A 16,727-nucleotide genomic window follows, 5' to 3' on the forward strand; every position below is an offset into this window, starting at 1 on the left:
GTGGCGATCGGGTTTATCCCGGGCTGCGGGGCTAAAAACCCCAAAAATTCGCGATCGGGGGCGGGATACTGTTGACAGGAACCCCGCAGCCCCATAAAATCTCGCGCCTCACGACAGGTCGGTGCGCCGGCCTGTCGTTTATTTTCTGGACTAAGAAAGACAAAGACTTATGGCAACCATTAACCAGTTAGTACGTAAGCCGCGCAAACGCCGGCCCCAGAAGAGCAACGTCCCGGCACTGGAAGCGTGCCCGCAACGTCGCGGGGTCTGTACGCGTGTTTACACCACTACGCCGAAAAAACCGAACTCGGCGTTACGTAAAGTGGCCCGTGTGCGCCTGACCAACGGCTATGAAGTCGCCAGTTATATCGGCGGTGAAGGCCATAACCTGCAGGAACACTCGGTCGTGCTGATTCGTGGCGGCCGTGTCAAGGATCTGCCGGGTGTGCGCTATCACACGGTACGTGGTTCGCTGGATACCGCCGGGGTTAAAGACCGTCGGCAGGGCCGTTCGAAATACGGCGCCAAGCGACCCAAATCCTAGGTTCATTATTAATAGCAGCGAATTGACGCTGAATCACTGACAACGCGGAATAGACGATGGCAAGAAGGCGACAAGCAGAAAAACGGGCAATCCTGCCGGATCCGAAATACAAATCGGAACTGATTGCCAAGTTTATCAATATGTTAATGCTCGATGGCAAAAAATCCGTGGCCGAAAAAGTCGTGTACGGCGCGCTCGAGACCGTCTCGGGCAAGACCCGCGCGGACGCGGTCGAGGCGCTGGAAAAAGCCCTGGACAACATCCGGCCGATGGTTGAGGTCAAATCCCGCCGTGTCGGTGGCGCGACTTACCAGGTGCCGGTCGAAGTCCGTCCGGCACGGCGCAATGCGCTGGCCATGCGCTGGCTCGTGGAAGCTGCGCGCAAGCGCAGCGAAAAAGGCATGGGTGCGCGGCTGGCCGGCGAGCTGCTGGAAGCCGGCGAAAATCGCGGCTCGGCCGTGAAAAAACGCGAAGACACCCATCGGATGGCGGAGGCGAACAAGGCGTTTGCCCACTACCGTTGGTAATTTGATACTGAGTTAAAGAGAGTGGCCCGCAAAACACCAATCGATCGTTATCGCAATATCGGCATCATGGCCCATATCGATGCCGGCAAGACGACGACGACCGAGCGGATCCTGTTCTACACCGGGATTTCGCACAAGATTGGTGAGGTCCATGACGGCGCGGCGGTCATGGACTGGATGGAGCAGGAACAGGAGCGCGGCATTACGATTACCTCCGCCGCCACGACCTGCTTCTGGCAGGGCATGGATCAACAGTATCCGCAGCACCGGATCAATATTATTGATACCCCGGGGCATGTGGACTTCACCATCGAGGTGGAGCGCTCCTTGCGGGTACTGGATGGCGCCTGTGCCGTGTTTTGCGCGGTCGGCGGGGTAGAGCCCCAGTCAGAGACAGTCTGGCGCCAGGCGAACAAGTACGAAGTCCCGCGCATGGCCTTCGTCAACAAGATGGACCGCGCCGGCGCCGATTTTCTGCGCGTGGTCGAACAGATTAAAAAGCGCCTCGGCGCCAATGCGGTGCCGGTTCAGCTGAATATCGGTGCCGAAGAAAATTTCCAGGGTATCGTCGACCTGATTCGGATGAAGGCGATTTACTGGAACGAAACTGATTTTGGCGCCACTTACGATCAGCGGGACATCCCCGCTGAATTGCAGGACAAGGCGCAGGCGCTACGCGAGCAGATGGTGGAAGCTGCCGCCGAAGCGAACGAAGCGTTGATGGAAAGTTATCTCGAAAACGGCGACCTGTCCGCTGACGAGATTAAGCAGGGCCTGCGGGCCCGCACCCTGGCCAACGAAATTGTGCCGGTGCTGTGCGGCTCGGCGTTCAAGAACAAGGGCGTGCAGGCCATGCTCGATGCGGTGGTTGACTACATGCCCTCGCCGATTGAAGTGAAGGCGATCAGGGGCGTGCTGGAAGACGACGTGACCGAGGCGCTGCGCAAGTCGGATGATGACGAGCCGTTTGCCGCGCTGGCGTTTAAAATCGCCACCGACCCGTTTGTCGGCAGTCTGACGTTTTTCCGGGTCTACTCCGGCGTGGTGAAAGCCGGGGATACGGTTTACAACCCTATCAAGGGCAAAAAAGAGCGAATTGGGCGACTGGTGCAGATGCACTCCAATTCGCGCGAAGAGCTGAAAGAAGTCCGCGCCGGCGACATTGCCGCCGCTGTCGGGCTCAAGGATGTTACTACGGGTGAAACCCTGTGTGACCCGAACAAGGTAATCACCCTGGAACGGATGGAGTTCCCCGAGCCGGTTATCTCGGTGGCCATCGAGCCGAGAACCAAGGCCGACCAGGAAAAGATGGGGATCGCCCTGTCGAAACTGGCCCAGGAAGATCCCTCGTTTCGGGTACATACCGACGAGGAGTCGGGGCAGACGATCATCTCCGGAATGGGCGAGCTGCATCTGGATATTATCGTCGACCGCCTGAAGCGCGAGTTCAAGGTTGACGCCAATGTCGGCGCGCCGCAGGTGGCCTACCGCGAGACCCTGCGCAAGAAGGTCGAGCAGGAAGGCAAGTTTGTACGCCAGTCGGGCGGGCGCGGTCAGTTCGGTCACGTCTGGCTGCGGATTGAGCCGCAGGAACAGGGCGGCGGTTACGAATTTGTGAACGACATTGTCGGCGGTGTGATTCCCAGGGAATACATCCCGTCGGTTGACAAAGGGATTCAGGAACAGATGGAAAATGGCGTTATCGGCGGTTTTCCGATGGTGGACGTCAAAGTCACTCTGTTTGACGGCTCCTTCCACGAGGTGGACTCCTCGGAAATGGCCTTCAAGATCGCCGGTTCCATGGGGTTCAGAGAAGGCGCCAGAAAGGCAAATCCGGTCTTGCTGGAGCCGATGATGAAAGTGGAAGTCGTGACCCCGGAAGAGTATATGGGGGACGTCATGGGCGACCTGAACCGCCGTCGCGGGATGGTTCAGGGCATGGAAGACGGCCCGGCCGGCAAGCTGATTCATGCTGAAGTACCGCTGGCGGAAATGTTCGGTTATGCGACCGACCTGCGCTCCGCGACCCAGGGACGCGCCAGCTACAGCATGGAGTTTGCCAAATACAGTGAAGCGCCTGCGAGTGTCGCAGAGCAAGTGATTAAGAAAGCATCCTGATTCAATACATAAACAGAATTAGAGGGTAAGACGGTGTCCAAGGCAAAATTTGAACGTACGAAGCCGCATGTGAATGTCGGGACCATTGGTCACGTAGACCATGGCAAGACGACCTTGACGGCGGCGATCACCAAGGTAATGGGCGAGAAGTTCGGCGGTGAAAGCCGGGCGTACGACCAGATTGACAGCGCGCCGGAAGAAAAAGCGCGCGGCATCACCATTGCCACCGCGCACGTGGAATACGAAACCGAGAACCGTCACTACGCGCACGTGGACTGCCCGGGCCATGCGGACTATGTGAAGAACATGATCACCGGTGCGGCGCAGATGGACGGGGCGATTCTGGTGGTTTCGGCCGCCGACGGCCCGATGCCGCAGACCCGCGAGCACATTCTGCTGTCCCGCCAGGTGGGCGTGCCGAGCATTGTTGTTTACCTGAACAAGGCGGACATGGTGGACGACGCCGAACTGCTGGAACTGGTGGAAATGGAAGTGCGCGAGCTGCTCTCTTCCTATGACTTCCCCGGCGACGACGTCCCGGTGGTCACCGGTTCCGCGCTCAAGGCGCTGGAAGGGGACAGCTCCGAAATTGGCGTGCCCTCCATCGAGAAGCTGGTGGCGGAAATGGACGCCTACATTCCGGCGCCGGAACGGGCCATTGACGGCACCTTCCTGATGCCGATCGAAGACGTGTTCTCCATCTCCGGTCGCGGCACCGTGGTGACCGGGCGTATCGAGCGCGGGATTGTCAAAGTGGGTGAAGACGTGGAAATCGTCGGCATGAAAGACACCGCCAAGACCACTGTCACCGGCGTGGAAATGTTCCGCAAGCTGCTGGACCAGGGTCAGGCGGGGGACAACGTGGGCGTGCTGCTGCGCGGCACCAAGCGTGACGACGTCGAGCGCGGCCAGGTCCTGTGCAAGCCGGGCTCCATCAAGCCGCACACCAGGTTCGAGTGCGAAGTGTACGTTCTGTCCAAGGACGAAGGCGGGCGTCACACCCCGTTTTTCAACGGCTATCGGCCGCAGTTTTATTTCCGGACTACCGACGTGACCGGTGCCTGTGACCTGCCCGAAGGGGTGGAAATGGTCATGCCGGGGGACAACGTGCAGATGACCGTGAGCCTGATTGCCCCGATTGCGATGGAAGAAGGCCTGCGCTTTGCGATTCGCGAAGGCGGTCGGACCGTCGGCGCCGGTGTCGTATCGAAGATTATTGAGTAAACATATATGGCAGCCAAGAACCAGAACATTCGCATCCGTCTCAAGGCTTTTGATCATCGTCTGATCGATCAATCCGCCCGCGAGATTGTTGAAACGGCCAAGCGTACCGGTGCCCATGTTAAAGGCCCGATTCCGCTGCCGACGAAAAAGGAACATTACACGATCCTGATTTCGCCGCACGTCAACAAGGATGCGCGTGACCAGTATGAACTGCGTACACATAAGCGTCTGATGGATATCGTGGATCCGACGGACAAGACCGTGGACGCCCTGATGAAGCTGGATCTCGCCGCGGGCGTGGATGTTCAGATTCAGTTGAACTAACCGGATTGCTGAGTGGAGCACGACAAATGACTATTGGTGTAGTTGGGCGCAAGGTGGGAATGACCCGGATCTTTACAGATGACGGCGTATCGACGCCGGTGACTGTGATCGCGGTTGAACCCAACCGGATTTCCCAGCTGAAAACAGTTGACGCGGACGGTTATCGCGCCGTTCAGGTGACCACCGGCAAACGTAAAGCCGGCCGTGTCACCAAGCCCCAGGCCGGGCATTTTGCCAGGGCCGGTGTCGAAGCGGGCCGTGACGTGTGGGAATTCCGCCTGGCGGACGGCGAAGGCGAGGATTTCTCGCTCGCCGGTGAAATCAAGGTGGATATGTTCGAAGCCGGACAAAAAGTTGACGTAAGAGGCACCAGTATAGGTAAAGGTTTTGCCGGTGCGGTCAAACGTCACCATTTCCACACCCAGGACGCGACCCATGGCAACTCGCTGGCGCATCGTGCCCCGGGTTCTATCGGCCAGTGTCAGACGCCGGGCCGGGTGCTGAAAGGCAAGCGCATGGCCGGCCAGATGGGTAACAAAAACCGTACCACCCAGAATCTGGAAGTGGTCAAGGTCGACAACGATCGCAATCTGCTGCTGGTCAAGGGTGCTGTACCCGGATCCAAGGGCGGCAGTGTCATCGTACGCCCCGCGGTCAAGGCAGGTTAAGAGGACGCAGACGATGGAATTAGGTTTAACAACAGCCACAGGCAAGGCCTCCAAGAAATCCGTCGAGGTTTCAGATGCCGTGTTCGGTGCTGACTTTAACGAAACCCTGGTGCATCAGGCCGTGACCGCCTATCTGGTGGGTGGCCGTGCCGGGACGCGTGCGCACAAAAACCGCGCCGATGTCAGTGGTGGTGGTCGCAAGCCGTGGCGTCAGAAAGGCACCGGTCGCGCTCGTGCCGGGACCATTCGCAGTCCGATCTGGACAGGCGGTGGCAAGACGTTTGCCGCCAAGCCCCGGGACTGGTCGCAGAAGCTGAACCGCAAGATGTACCGCGCTGCAATGCGTTCCATCCTGTCGGAACTGGTTCGCCAGGAGCGCCTGGTGGTCATCGACGATCTCAAGCTGGATGCGCCGAAGACCAAAGAGCTGGTGGAAAAACTCGCCGGCCTGGGTATGGACAATGTGATGATTGTGACCCACGAAATTGACGATGCGCTGTTCAAGTCGGCCCGTAATCTGTACAAGGTCGGCCTGTGTGAAGTCGGCTATGTCGATCCGGTCAATCTGGTGGGCCATGACAAAGTGTTAATGACCGCTGCCGCCGTTGAAAAGCTTCAGGAGGTGCTGGCATGAATCAGGAACGTTTGATGAACGTGTTGCTGCAGCCGCACATCTCCGAAAAAAGCACCCTCCTGGCGGATAGCGCCAATCAGGTGGTCTTCAAGGTTGTACCCAGTGCGACCCGGGTTGAAGTTAAAAAGGCGGTTGAACTGCTGTTTAACGTCGAAGTAGAAGGTGTTCAGGTGGCAAACGTGAAAGGTAAGACCAAGCGTACTTCGTTTGGCACCGGCCGCCGCAAAGACTGGAAAAAAGCTTATGTGCGCATTAAAGCCGGTCAGGACATCAACTTTATGGGCACTGAGTAAGGTTTAAGGAATTAAAAATGGCGATTGTAAAGTCAAAACCGACATCCGCTGGGCGCCGCTTTGTCGTCAAGGTCGTTACCGACGATCTTTACAAGGGCAAACCGCATGCGCCGTTGCTGGAAAAGCAGTCCCGCACTGGTGGTCGTAACAACCAGGGCCGGATTACTACACGCCACAAGGGTGGTGGTCACAAGCAGCATTATCGCCTGATCGACTTCAAGCGTAACAAGGATGGCGTCGATGCAACCGTCGAGCGGATCGAGTATGATCCCAACCGCAGCGCGCGTATCGCGCTGGTCCTTTATAAAGACGGTGAGCGTCGCTATATCCTGGCGCCCAAGGGTGTTAAAGCGGGTGATACCGTAGTTTCCGGTACCAGTGCCCAGATCAAGGCGGGCAACTGCATGCCGCTGCGTAACATCCCGGTGGGAACTACTGTTCACGCCGTTGAAATGAAACCCGGCAAAGGCGCCCAGTTGGCCCGCAGCGCCGGTGCTTCCGTGCAGTTGGTTGCGCGCGAAGGCGATTACGCCACGATTCGCCTGCGCTCGAGCGAAATGCGTCGCGTGCATGCAGATTGCCGCGCCACCATTGGTGAAGTGAGCAACAGTGAACACAGCCTGCGTAAACTCGGCAAGGCCGGCGCCAAGCGCTGGCGGGGTGTGCGTCCCACCGTTCGCGGTGTGGTTATGAACCCGGTCGATCATCCGCACGGCGGTGGTGAGGGCCGTACCTCCGGCGGCCGTCACCCGGTCACCCCCTGGGGTGTGCCGACCAAGGGTTACAAGACCCGGAGTAACAAGAGTACGGATAAGATGATCGTCCGTCGTCGTCGTATCAAGAAATAACCGATAGAGAGAGCTAGCACAGTGCCACGTTCTATCAGAAAAGGTCCATTCGTTGATTTGCATCTTGTTAAAAAGATCGATCAGGCAGTGGAAACAAACAGCAAGAAACCCATCAAGACCTGGTCGCGTCGTTCCATGGTGTTGCCGGAAATGGTGGGTTTGACAATCGCTGTACATAATGGTCGCCAGCATGTGCCCGTCCTTGTTTCTGAAAACATGGTCGGTCACAAACTGGGCGAATTCGCGCCGACGCGGACCTTCAAGGGTCACGTGGCTGACAAGAAAGCCAGGTAAGAGGTTTTAGAAAATGGAAACCGCTGCAAAATTACGCTATGCACGCATTTCGCCGCAGAAGTGTCGCCTGGTGGCTGATCAGGTCCGGGGACTTCCGGTCGAGCGCGCATTGCAGGCCCTGACTTTCAGTTCCAAAAAATCCGCCAGTATCGTGAAAAAAGTGCTGGAATCCGCGATTGCCAATGCGGAGCACAATGACGGCGCGGATATCGATGAGCTGAAGGTTACAAAGATCACTGTTGATGAAGGTCCGACCTACAAGCGCTGGGAAGCACGTGCCAAGGGCCAGGCCAACCATATTTTTAAACGCACCAGTCACATCTGTGTGACTGTGGCAGAAAAGTAAGAGAGAAGCTGATGGGTCAGAAAGTACATCCTACAGGCATTCGTCTTGGTATCGTCAAGGACTGGACGTCTAAATGGTATGCCGATAACAAGAATTATGCTAATTACCTGAATCAGGATCTCGTTGTTCGTGATTTTCTCAAACAGCGCCTGAAACAGGCTTCTGTCAGCCGGATTCAGATTGAACGGACCCAGGGCAGCGCAAATATCACTATTAACACTGCGCGCCCCGGTCTGGTTATCGGAAAAAAAGGTGAAGATATCGAGCGTCTGCGTAACGAAGTGACCCAAATGATGGGTCTGCCGGCAGTGCACATTAATATTGAAGAAGTGCGCAAGCCGGAACTGGATGCCCAGCTGGTTGCCGAGAGCGTGGCCCAACAGCTTGAGCGCCGCATCATGTTCCGCCGTGCCATGAAGCGTGCGGTACAGAACACCATGCGTCTGGGTGCCCAGGGCATCAAGATCAACGTTGCGGGCCGCCTGAACGGCGCCGAAATCGCACGTACTGAGTGGTACCGCGAAGGACGTGTACCTTTGCATACCCTGCGGGCAGACATCGACTACGGTCTGGCCGAAGCGCAAACCACTTACGGCATCATCGGTGTCAAGGTCTGGATCTTCAAGGGTGAGATCATCGGGCATTACGCTGACAGTGAATCCGAAGCTGCAAAATCGGCAGCGGGTTGAGATTGGGAGTTTGAAGCATGCTGCAGCCGAAACGGACAAAATTTCGTAAACAACAGAAAGGCCGTAACCGCGGACTTGCTCAACGTGGTAGCAAGGTCAGCTTTGGTGAGTACGGTCTGAAAGCCACCGGCCGTGGCCGGATTACGGCCCGCCAGATTGAGGCGGCTCGTCGTGCCATGAACCGCTATATCAAGCGTGGCGGCAAGATCTGGATTCGTATTTTCCCGGACAAGCCGATTACCCAGAAGCCGCTGGAAGTTCGTCAGGGTAAAGGTAAAGGTAATGTTGAATACTGGGTGGCCCAGATTCAGCCGGGACGTATGTTGTATGAAATGGAAGGTGTTTCAGAAGAAGTGGCGCGTGAAGCGTTCCGCCTCGCTGCGGCCAAGCTTCCGATCACCACCACATTTGTAACGCGGACGGTACTGTAATGAAAGCTAGCGAATTGCGTGAAAAGAATATTGAAGATCTGAATAAAGAGCTTCTGGAGCTGACGCGCGAAAAGTTTAATCTTCGCATACAGACGGCGACCGGTCAGATGAATCGTACTCATCAGTTAAAGGCTGTTCGTCGCAATATCGCGCGCGTTAAAACCATCCTGAATGAGAAAGCAGGTAAGGCATAATGAGTGAATCAGTAAAACGCACCGTAACCGGGCGGGTTGTCAGTAACAAAATGGACAAGTCCATTACCGTGTTGGTCGAACGTCGAGTGAAGCATCCAATGTATGGAAAATTCATCAAGCGTTCCACCAAGTTGCACGCTCATGACGCCAATAACGAGTGTAATGAAGGCGATATCGTTATCATTACCTCCTGTCGTCCGCTGTCCAAGACAAAAACCTGGGCACTGGAATCGATTGTTGAACGGGCCGCGATTATTTAAGGCCTGAATTGAATAGAGTTTAGCGGAGTCGCTCAAGATGATTCAGATGCAAACCATGCTCGACATCGCCGATAATAGCGGTGCTCGTCGCGTACAATGTATTAAAGTGCTCGGTGGTTCCAAGCGCCGTTACGCCGGTGTTGGCGACATTATCAAGGTGAGCATCAAAGAAGCGATCCCGCGTGGTCGTGTTAAAAAAGGCGAAGTTTTCAATGCTGTAGTCGTACGTACCCGTAAAGGTGTGCGTCGTCCTGACGGTTCGCTGATTCGCTTTGATAGCAATGCAGCCGTATTACTGAATACCCAGCTACAGCCGGTCGGTACCCGTATTTTTGGTCCGGTTACCCGTGAACTGCGTACAGAAAAGTTCATGAAGATCATTTCACTGGCACCTGAAGTACTGTAAGGCAGAGAGTAAAGCCATGAACAAGATTCGAAAAGGTGATGAAATTATTGTCATCACAGGCAAAGACAAAGGCAAGCGTGGCACCGTTTCACGTGTGATGATGGATGAAGACAGTATTCTTGTCGACAACATCAATGTCGTCAAAAAACATCAGAAACCGAATCCCGCTGCCGGTGCTGCAGGCGGTATTGTGGAAATGGAAAAGCCATTGGATATTTCCAATGTGGCTCTCTATAACCCGGTAACCGGCAAAGCTGACCGGGTCGGATTCAAGACCCTCGAAGATGGTCGCAAGGTCCGTTACTTTAAATCCAATGGCGAAGTTTTAGACGCTTAATCGTTTAGGTTGCAACAATGGCAAGATTGCAGGATTTTTACCGAGAAACTGTTGTTTCCAGTCTGAAAGATCAGTTTGGTTACAAGAGCGTGATGGAAGTACCCAAGATCACCAAGATTACACTTAATATGGGTGTGGGCGAAGCTATTGGTGACAAGAAGATTCTGGAAAATGCGGTAGCCGATATGACCAGGATTTGCGGTCAGAAGCCTATCGTGAACAACGCACGAAAGTCCGTTGCCGGTTTCAAGGTGCGCGAAGGTTTCCCGATTGGGTGCAAGGTCACGCTGCGCAGTGAACGCATGTATGAGTTTCTGGATCGACTGATTAATATTGCGATCCCGCGTGTTCGCGACTTCCGTGGTCTGAATGCGAAATCGTTCGATGGTCGTGGAAATTACAGCATGGGCGTTCGTGAGCAGATCATTTTCCCGGAAATCGAGTATGACAAGATCGACGCGATTCGGGGGATGGATATTACTATCACCACGACTGCTAAATCCGATGAGGAAGGGCGCGCGCTACTGGCGGCGTTTAACTTTCCGCTGAAAGGCCAAGGGTAGGAGAAGAACATGGCAAAAGTTTCCATGGTTGAGCGCGAAGCCAAGCGTATCAAGACAGTTAAAAAATACGCCGATAAACGCGCGGCATTAAAAGCCAGGGTCAAGGATCCGAGTCTCTCGATTGAAGAGCGGATGGAAGCCCAGCATCAGCTGCAGAAATTGCCGCGCGATGCCAGCCCGGCCCGTTTGCAGCGTCGCTGCCGGATTACCGGTCGCCCGCATGCTGTGTATCGTAAGTTCGGGCTGTGCCGTAACAAACTGCGTCAGCACACCATGCAGGGTGACGTGCCTGGTCTGCGCAAGGGTAGTTGGTAACAGATTAGGCTGATGGCAAGAGCTGAGAGCCTGGAGAAATAACGAAATGATGACAGATCCGATTTCAGATATGTTGACAAGAGTGCGCAACGCACTTGGCGCCGGCAAGACGAGCGTGAGCATGCCTTATTCCAAAGAGAAGCATGCAATTGCCCAGGTGCTGAAGGATGAAGGTTATATTGCCGACTTCAGCAAGGGTGGTGACGACGATGCCAAGCCTCAGCTGATTGTTCAACTGAAGTATTACCAGGGGCAGCCGGTTATTGAAAAAATCAAACGGGTTAGTCGTCCTGGGTTGCGCATTTACAAGAGTAAGAATGAGCTGCCGAGTGTGATGGGTGGCTTGGGTGTTGCAATTATTTCCACTTCCCAGGGTCTGATGACCGACCGTGCCGCGCGTAAGTCCGGCTTCGGTGGTGAAGTGGTTTGTACCGTGCAGTAATTCTAGGGTAGCGCGTCATGGCGAGAATAACAGCAATTAGTATTCCCTCTGGTGTGGAGGTCACAATTAATGACCAGCATGTCAGTGTGAAAGGTTCAAAGGGCACTATGGAGCACACCGTGCATCCAGTTGTTGAAATTGTTCGCGAAGAGGACAATCTCACCTTTTTGCCTCGTGAGAAAGGTCCGGAAGCGATCGCGCAAAGTGGTACTGCCAGGGCTGTCATTAATAACCTGGTTACCGGGGTCAGCGACGGTTTTGAAAAGAAACTTGAGCTGGTCGGTGTCGGTTATCGAGCGCAGTCACAGGGCAAAGTACTGAATCTGACGTTGGGCTTCTCGCATCCGATTAACTATGAACTGCCGGAAGGTGTCACGGCTGAAACACCGAGCCAAACAGAGGTCGTGATCCGCGGTATCGACAAACAGCAGGTTGGCCAGGTCGCGGCGGAAATCCGCGGCTTTCGACCGCCCGAACCCTACAAGGGCAAGGGCGTGAAATACGCGGATGAGCGTATTATCCGCAAAGAAGCCAAGAAGAAATAAGGGCAGGGTAAAACGATGGATAAAAAGACTACTCGTTTACGTCGTGCACGCCGCACTCGAGCCAAGATTCGTGAGCTGGCTGTGCCGCGTCTGTCGGTATATCGCACACCCCGGCATATCTATGCCCAGGTGATTGCGGCCAATGGCAGTGAAGTTTTGGCCGCAGCCAGTACCGTGCAGACTGATGTTAAAGGTAATGTCAAAAATACAGGCAATGTTGATGCCGCGGCAGTAGTCGGCAAAACCATTGCGGAAAAGGCCAAAGCGGCAGGTGTCACCAGTGTGGCTTTTGACCGCTCCGGCTTTAAATATCACGGCCGGGTCAAGGCCCTGGCGGACGCTGCGCGCGAAGCCGGCTTGCAATTCTAAAGGTTAATGAATTATGGCTGCATTTGACAAAGAACAGAACGCTGAAGACTTACAGGAACGCCTGGTTGGTATCCGTCGTGTTGCCAAGGTGGTCAAAGGTGGACGAATTTTCGGCTTCTCGGCCCTGACTGTTGTCGGTGATGGTAACGGTCGTGTCGGTTTTGGTCGCGGCAAGGCACGCGAAGTACCGGTTGCCATACAAAAGGCCATGGAAGATGCGCGCAAAAACATGGTTAAGGTGCCGTTGAACAACCACACATTGCAATACTCGATCAATGCTGAGCATGGCGCCGCCAAGGTGTATATGCAGCCGGCTTCAGATGGTACCGGTGTTATCGCCGGTGGCCCGATGCGCGCCGTGTTCGATGTGGTTGGCGTGCACAACGTACTGGCAAAATGTATCGGTAGTAACAACCCGGTTAATGTCGTGCGTGCAACGATTAATGGTCTGAAAAACATGACCTCGCCGGAGCAGGTTGCGGCCAAGCGCGGCAAGAGTGTCAAGGACATTGTGGAATAAATCATGGCTGACAAGACTATCAAAGTAACTCTGGTGCGCAGCATGCACGGTCGACTGGCTTCACATAAAGCCTGTGTTACAGGCCTGGGTTTGCGTCGTATGCATCACACTGTTGAGGTAGAAGATACCCCGTGTACTCGAGGCATGATCAACAGGGTTCATTACATGGTAAAGGTTGAGGAGAATTGAGAATGCGTTTGAATAACCTCAAGCCGACCGAGGGAGCAAGAAAACCGGCCAAACGTCGTGGCCGGGGAATCGGTTCCGGTCTGGGTAAGACCGGCGGCCGTGGTCACAAAGGACAGAAAGCCCGTTCCGGCGGTTTCACCAAGGTGGGATTCGAGGGCGGTCAGATGCCCTTGCAACGCCGTCTGCCGAAAGTCGGCTTCAAATCACGTATTGCGCGTGTCACCGATGAAATTCGCCTGCATGAACTGAATAATCTCGATGCCGACGTGATTGATATGGCAGTGCTGCAAAAGGCCAATCTGATTAGCAAGGAAATTCAACGGGCAAAGATCATGTTATCCGGCAAGCTTGAAAAAGCTGTTACCCTCAAAGGCATTCGCGTCACCAAAGGTGCCCGGGAAGCTATTGAGGCCGCCGGCGGCAAGGTCGAAGAGTAAGCCGAGGGATGGGCGCTTCGCGACAGGGAATGGCCAATGCGATGGCCGGGGGCAAGTTTACCGAGCTGCGTCAACGCATGTTGTTCGTACTCGGTGCCCTGCTGGTATTCCGGGTTGGTTCTTTTATTACTGTGCCGGGCATTGATCCCGAATCACTGGCACAAATGGTGGAACAACAGCGCGGCACCATACTGGACATGTTCAACATGTTCTCCGGTGGGGCGCTGGCCCGGTTGTCGCTGTTTGCACTGGGGATCATGCCGTATATCTCGGCCTCGATCATCATGCAGTTGCTGACCAAGGTCCACCCCAAGCTTGAGCAGATAAGTAAGGAAGGGGCCGCCGGCAAACGCAAGATTACCCAGTACACCCGGTTAGCGACGCTGGGTCTGGCGACTTTTCAGGCACTGGGTGTCGCGGTCGCGTTGTCACGTCAGGAAGGGCTGGTGATCATCGATCACAATACGTTCTTCTTTACGACCGTGGTGACGCTGGTGACCGGTACCATGTTCCTGATGTGGCTGGGTGAACAGATTACCGAGCGCGGTATCGGTAACGGTATTTCACTGATTATTTTTGCAGGTATTGTCGCCGGGCTGCCGACGGCGCTCGGGACAACGATGGAAATGGGCCGGACCGGCGATCTGGCCTACGGCAAGATTCTGGTGCTATTTGCCCTGGCCCTTGGCGTGACCGCATTTGTGGTCTTTATGGAACGTGGCCAGCGCCGGATCACGGTCAATTACGCCAAGCGTCAGCAGGGGCGCAAGATGTATGCGGCGCAAAGCAGCCATTTGCCGTTGAAGATCAACATGGCCGGCGTTATACCGCCGATCTTTGCCTCGAGCATTATTCTGTTTCCCTCCACCTTGCTGGGGTGGTTTGGCGGCAGTACCGACGGGGCGGCAGGTATCCTGCAGGATATCTCCACCATGATGTCGCCTGGGCAGCCGCTGTATGTGTTGCTCTATGCTGTTGCGATTATATTTTTCTGTTTCTTCTATACGGCGTTGATGTTTAACCCGAAAGAAACAGCAGACAACCTGAAGCGTTCCGGTGCCTTTGTCCCCGGCATTCGCCCCGGTGAACAGACGGCCCGTTATATCGATTCGATTCTGGGGCGTTTGACCCTGGTTGGCGCGGTATATATCACCGCCGTCTGCCTGTTACCGGAATTTTTGATTCTGGCCTGGGGGGTTCCGTTCTATTTTGGCGGGACCTCGCTGCTGATTGTGGTCGTGGTTGTGATGGACTTCATGGCCCAGACCCAGTCGCTGCTGATGTCGCATCAGTACGAAAGCTTGATGAAAAAGGCCAACCTGAAGGGCCAGGGTCCCTCGGGCATGTTGCGCTGAACAACCTGAACCTGGGCAGGGGTATAAACCCCGGCCCCGCCAGACAGGGTCCCCTCGGGGGCCACGAGTGAAAGACCTCTGTATCCCGCGTCGACGGGCTGATCATCCAGCCTGAGGGGCGGCCCGAGCTGAACTGGAATTTGGAGAGACTGCGATGAAAGTGCGTGCATCAGTCAAGAAAATGTGCCGGAACTGCAAGATCATCAAGCGCAATGGCGTGATCCGGGTGATCTGTACCGATCCGCGCCACAAACAGCGCCAGGGCTGACCCGGCGCGAGTGAAAAAACGGAAAAAGCCTTGCTAGGGCAGGCAGTTAGCGATTAAAATTGCCCGTTTCGCAAGGCCTGGTTGGGAATTGTTAAATAAAGATTTGAACGTTTAGGAGTAAGGCTAGATGGCCCGTATTGCAGGCATCAACATCCCGGTGAACAAGCACGCGGATATCGCGCTGACGTCGATTTACGGCATTGGCCGTACCCGCGCCCGGAAGATTTGTGACGACGCGGGGATTGACCCGAGCACCAAGATTCGTGATCTGGATGACGACGCGGTCGAGAAACTGCGTAACGAAGTCGGCAAGATCAGCGTGGAAGGTGATCTGCGTCGGGAAGTATCTATGAATATCAAACGGTTGATGGACCTGGGTTGCTACCGTGGAATCCGTCATCGCCGTGGATTGCCGCTGCGCGGCCAACGTACCCGGACCAATGCCCGTACCCGTAAGGGACCGCGCAAACCGATTAGACGATAAGTTTCATTAAATTAGGTTTCTGGAAATATGGCAACCAAAGCTAAAGCTACTCGTACACGTAAAAAAGTCAAACGCGATGTCTCCGACGGGATTGCTCACGTCCATGCATCATTTAATAACACGATCGTGACTATCTCTGATCGTCAAGGCAATGCGCTGTGCTGGGCGACTGCCGGTGGCTCCGGCTTCCGCGGTTCGCGCAAGAGCACGCCGTTTGCCGCCCAGGTTGCCGCCGAACGTTGCGGTGAGATGGCGCAGGAATATGGAATGAAAAATCTGGAAGTCTGGGTCAAGGGCCCGGGTCCGGGACGCGAATCCGCCGTACGTGCATTGAATGCAAAAGGCTTTCGTATCACCAACATCGCAGACGTGACGCCCATTCCGCATAATGGTTGCCGTCCTCCGAAGAAACGTCGCGTATAAGCGGGAGAGAATACCTTGGCTAAATATATTGGTTCAAAATGCCGCCTGTGCCGCCGTGAAGGCGAAAAACTGTTTTTAAAGGGCGAGAAATGCTACGGCAGTAAATGTGCGATTGAAAATCGCCCGTTTCCGCCGGGGCAACACGGTCAGCGCCGTGGTCGTTTGTCCGACTACGCGACCCAGCTGCGTGAAAAGCAGAAAATGCGTCGCTCCTACGGCATCATGGAAAAACAGTTCCGCGGGTATTACAAACAAGCCGATCGTCTCAAAGGCTCGACCGGTGACAATCTGTTGCAATTGCTGGAATGCCGTCTGGACAATGTTGTTTTCCGCATGGGTTTTGGTGCTTCCCGTTCCGAGGCGCGTCAACTGGTTCGGCACAATGCGATTACCGTTAACGGTCGCAAGGTGAACATCCCTTCCATGCAGATCCAGGCAGGCGATGTTGTTGCTGTTGCGGAAAAAGCCCGCAATCAGCTGCGCATCAAGGGCGCCACCGAAGCTGCCCAGAACCGGGGATTTGCCGAATGGCTGGAAGTCGATACCGACAAGCTGACGGGTACGTTCAAGAGCGTACCGGAACGCAGCGAATTGCCGACTGATATCAAAGAACACCTGGTCATCGAACTGTACTCCAAGTAATCAGTTTGAGCACGACACAGGGACTTTTGAACATTAAA

The 16,727-nt window shown here is 55.1% G+C and carries 30 protein-coding genes; all 30 read left to right on the top strand.

All coding sequences use genetic code 11. The features are described 5' to 3' along the window. Nucleotides 1–169 precede the first annotated feature (169 nt). The 30 genes from rpsL to rpsD all read left to right on the top strand — a co-directional run bounded on the left by rpsL (nt 170) and on the right by rpsD (nt 16,689). On the top strand, nt 170–544 hold the full coding sequence (gene rpsL, locus U5J94_RS02655) for a 30S ribosomal protein S12 (RefSeq protein ID WP_322564090.1): 375 nt from the start codon (nt 170–172) through the stop codon (nt 542–544). A gap of 56 nt (nt 545–600) precedes the next feature. Further along, nucleotides 601–1,071 (top strand): 30S ribosomal protein S7, encoded by a 471-nt coding sequence (gene rpsG / locus U5J94_RS02660; protein ID WP_322564091.1) that lies wholly within the window; start codon nt 601–603, stop codon nt 1,069–1,071. Nucleotides 1,072–1,092: 21 nt separating this feature from the next. Next, nucleotides 1,093–3,189 carry an elongation factor G gene (fusA, locus tag U5J94_RS02665; protein WP_322564092.1) on the top strand — a complete coding sequence of 699 codons (2,097 nt, stop codon included), beginning with the start codon at nt 1,093–1,095 and terminating at the stop codon, nt 3,187–3,189. A 33-nt stretch (nt 3,190–3,222) separates the two neighbouring features. Then, a complete protein-coding gene (gene tuf, locus U5J94_RS02670; RefSeq protein WP_322564081.1) occupies nt 3,223–4,413 on the top strand; it encodes an elongation factor Tu in 1,191 nt (396 codons plus the stop codon). A 6-nt stretch (nt 4,414–4,419) separates the two neighbouring features. Beyond that, on the top strand, nt 4,420–4,737 hold the full coding sequence (gene rpsJ, locus U5J94_RS02675) for a 30S ribosomal protein S10 (protein WP_134085341.1): 318 nt from the start codon (nt 4,420–4,422) through the stop codon (nt 4,735–4,737). Between the two features lie 26 nt (nt 4,738–4,763). After that, entirely contained in the window at nt 4,764–5,405 is a 642-nt protein-coding gene (rplC, locus tag U5J94_RS02680; protein WP_322564093.1) for a 50S ribosomal protein L3, read from the top strand. A 13-nt stretch (nt 5,406–5,418) separates the two neighbouring features. After that, nucleotides 5,419–6,039, top strand: a complete 621-nt coding sequence (gene rplD, locus U5J94_RS02685) for a 50S ribosomal protein L4 (RefSeq protein ID WP_322564094.1) — start codon at nt 5,419–5,421, stop codon at nt 6,037–6,039. Next, complete coding sequence (gene rplW / locus U5J94_RS02690) at nt 6,036–6,332, top strand: 50S ribosomal protein L23 (RefSeq protein WP_322564095.1); 297 nt, start codon at nt 6,036–6,038, stop codon at nt 6,330–6,332. The genes rplD and rplW overlap by 4 nt, the downstream gene beginning before the upstream one ends. Nucleotides 6,333–6,349: 17 nt before the next feature. Then, nucleotides 6,350–7,180, top strand: a complete 831-nt coding sequence (gene rplB / locus U5J94_RS02695; RefSeq protein ID WP_322564096.1) for a 50S ribosomal protein L2 — start codon at nt 6,350–6,352, stop codon at nt 7,178–7,180. Nucleotides 7,181–7,201: 21 nt separating this feature from the next. After that, a complete protein-coding gene (gene rpsS / locus U5J94_RS02700) occupies nt 7,202–7,474 on the top strand; it encodes a 30S ribosomal protein S19 (RefSeq protein WP_134085335.1) in 273 nt (90 codons plus the stop codon). A gap of 13 nt (nt 7,475–7,487) precedes the next feature. Then, entirely contained in the window at nt 7,488–7,820 is a 333-nt protein-coding gene (gene rplV, locus U5J94_RS02705; RefSeq protein WP_322564097.1) for a 50S ribosomal protein L22, read from the top strand. 11 nt (nt 7,821–7,831) lie between these two features. Continuing rightward, nucleotides 7,832–8,509: a 30S ribosomal protein S3 gene (gene rpsC / locus U5J94_RS02710; protein ID WP_322564098.1), complete on the top strand. Its 678-nt coding sequence runs from the start codon at nt 7,832–7,834 to the stop codon at nt 8,507–8,509. A gap of 17 nt (nt 8,510–8,526) precedes the next feature. Continuing rightward, on the top strand, nt 8,527–8,940 hold the full coding sequence (rplP, locus tag U5J94_RS02715; protein WP_322564099.1) for a 50S ribosomal protein L16: 414 nt from the start codon (nt 8,527–8,529) through the stop codon (nt 8,938–8,940). Beyond that, the gene (rpmC, locus tag U5J94_RS02720) at nt 8,940–9,134 is read left to right on the top strand and encodes a 50S ribosomal protein L29 (protein WP_322564100.1); all 195 of its coding nucleotides are present in this window, start codon (nt 8,940–8,942) and stop codon (nt 9,132–9,134) included. Before rplP ends, rpmC begins: the two co-directional genes overlap by 1 nt. After that, on the top strand, nt 9,134–9,394 hold the full coding sequence (rpsQ, locus tag U5J94_RS02725) for a 30S ribosomal protein S17 (RefSeq protein ID WP_322564101.1): 261 nt from the start codon (nt 9,134–9,136) through the stop codon (nt 9,392–9,394). The genes rpmC and rpsQ overlap by 1 nt, the downstream gene beginning before the upstream one ends. 37 nt (nt 9,395–9,431) lie before the next feature. Continuing rightward, on the top strand, nt 9,432–9,800 hold the full coding sequence (gene rplN, locus U5J94_RS02730) for a 50S ribosomal protein L14 (protein WP_322564102.1): 369 nt from the start codon (nt 9,432–9,434) through the stop codon (nt 9,798–9,800). A gap of 16 nt (nt 9,801–9,816) precedes the next feature. Continuing rightward, complete coding sequence (gene rplX / locus U5J94_RS02735) at nt 9,817–10,137, top strand: 50S ribosomal protein L24 (protein ID WP_322564103.1); 321 nt, start codon at nt 9,817–9,819, stop codon at nt 10,135–10,137. Between the two features lie 17 nt (nt 10,138–10,154). Continuing rightward, the gene (rplE, locus tag U5J94_RS02740; protein ID WP_322564104.1) at nt 10,155–10,700 is read left to right on the top strand and encodes a 50S ribosomal protein L5; all 546 of its coding nucleotides are present in this window, start codon (nt 10,155–10,157) and stop codon (nt 10,698–10,700) included. Between the two features lie 9 nt (nt 10,701–10,709). After that, the gene (gene rpsN, locus U5J94_RS02745; protein WP_322564105.1) at nt 10,710–11,015 is read left to right on the top strand and encodes a 30S ribosomal protein S14; all 306 of its coding nucleotides are present in this window, start codon (nt 10,710–10,712) and stop codon (nt 11,013–11,015) included. A gap of 46 nt (nt 11,016–11,061) precedes the next feature. Further along, the gene (gene rpsH, locus U5J94_RS02750) at nt 11,062–11,457 is read left to right on the top strand and encodes a 30S ribosomal protein S8 (RefSeq protein WP_322564106.1); all 396 of its coding nucleotides are present in this window, start codon (nt 11,062–11,064) and stop codon (nt 11,455–11,457) included. 17 nt (nt 11,458–11,474) lie between these two features. After that, entirely contained in the window at nt 11,475–12,002 is a 528-nt protein-coding gene (rplF, locus tag U5J94_RS02755) for a 50S ribosomal protein L6 (RefSeq protein ID WP_322564107.1), read from the top strand. Between the two features lie 15 nt (nt 12,003–12,017). Next, the gene (gene rplR / locus U5J94_RS02760; RefSeq protein ID WP_322564108.1) at nt 12,018–12,371 is read left to right on the top strand and encodes a 50S ribosomal protein L18; all 354 of its coding nucleotides are present in this window, start codon (nt 12,018–12,020) and stop codon (nt 12,369–12,371) included. A gap of 13 nt (nt 12,372–12,384) precedes the next feature. Beyond that, nucleotides 12,385–12,891 carry a 30S ribosomal protein S5 gene (gene rpsE / locus U5J94_RS02765; RefSeq protein ID WP_322564109.1) on the top strand — a complete coding sequence of 169 codons (507 nt, stop codon included), beginning with the start codon at nt 12,385–12,387 and terminating at the stop codon, nt 12,889–12,891. 3 nt (nt 12,892–12,894) lie between these two features. Next, nucleotides 12,895–13,080, top strand: a complete 186-nt coding sequence (gene rpmD, locus U5J94_RS02770; protein WP_322564110.1) for a 50S ribosomal protein L30 — start codon at nt 12,895–12,897, stop codon at nt 13,078–13,080. A gap of 2 nt (nt 13,081–13,082) precedes the next feature. Continuing rightward, nucleotides 13,083–13,517, top strand: a complete 435-nt coding sequence (rplO, locus tag U5J94_RS02775; protein ID WP_322564111.1) for a 50S ribosomal protein L15 — start codon at nt 13,083–13,085, stop codon at nt 13,515–13,517. Between the two features lie 8 nt (nt 13,518–13,525). Continuing rightward, the gene (gene secY, locus U5J94_RS02780) at nt 13,526–14,872 is read left to right on the top strand and encodes a preprotein translocase subunit SecY (RefSeq protein WP_416224137.1); all 1,347 of its coding nucleotides are present in this window, start codon (nt 13,526–13,528) and stop codon (nt 14,870–14,872) included. A 154-nt stretch (nt 14,873–15,026) separates the two neighbouring features. Further along, entirely contained in the window at nt 15,027–15,140 is a 114-nt protein-coding gene (rpmJ, locus tag U5J94_RS02785) for a 50S ribosomal protein L36 (RefSeq protein WP_310693154.1), read from the top strand. A gap of 127 nt (nt 15,141–15,267) precedes the next feature. After that, nucleotides 15,268–15,624 carry a 30S ribosomal protein S13 gene (gene rpsM, locus U5J94_RS02790; RefSeq protein ID WP_322564112.1) on the top strand — a complete coding sequence of 119 codons (357 nt, stop codon included), beginning with the start codon at nt 15,268–15,270 and terminating at the stop codon, nt 15,622–15,624. A 27-nt stretch (nt 15,625–15,651) separates the two neighbouring features. Next, nucleotides 15,652–16,047, top strand: coding sequence for a 30S ribosomal protein S11 (gene rpsK, locus U5J94_RS02795; RefSeq protein ID WP_322564113.1), 396 nt, complete (start codon nt 15,652–15,654; stop codon nt 16,045–16,047). A 15-nt stretch (nt 16,048–16,062) separates the two neighbouring features. Beyond that, nucleotides 16,063–16,689 (top strand): 30S ribosomal protein S4, encoded by a 627-nt coding sequence (rpsD, locus tag U5J94_RS02800; RefSeq protein WP_322564114.1) that lies wholly within the window; start codon nt 16,063–16,065, stop codon nt 16,687–16,689. Nucleotides 16,690–16,727 lie beyond the last annotated feature (38 nt).

Source organism: Thiohalophilus sp. (assembly GCF_034522235.1).
GTDB lineage: Bacteria > Pseudomonadota > Gammaproteobacteria > UBA6429 > Thiohalophilaceae > Thiohalophilus.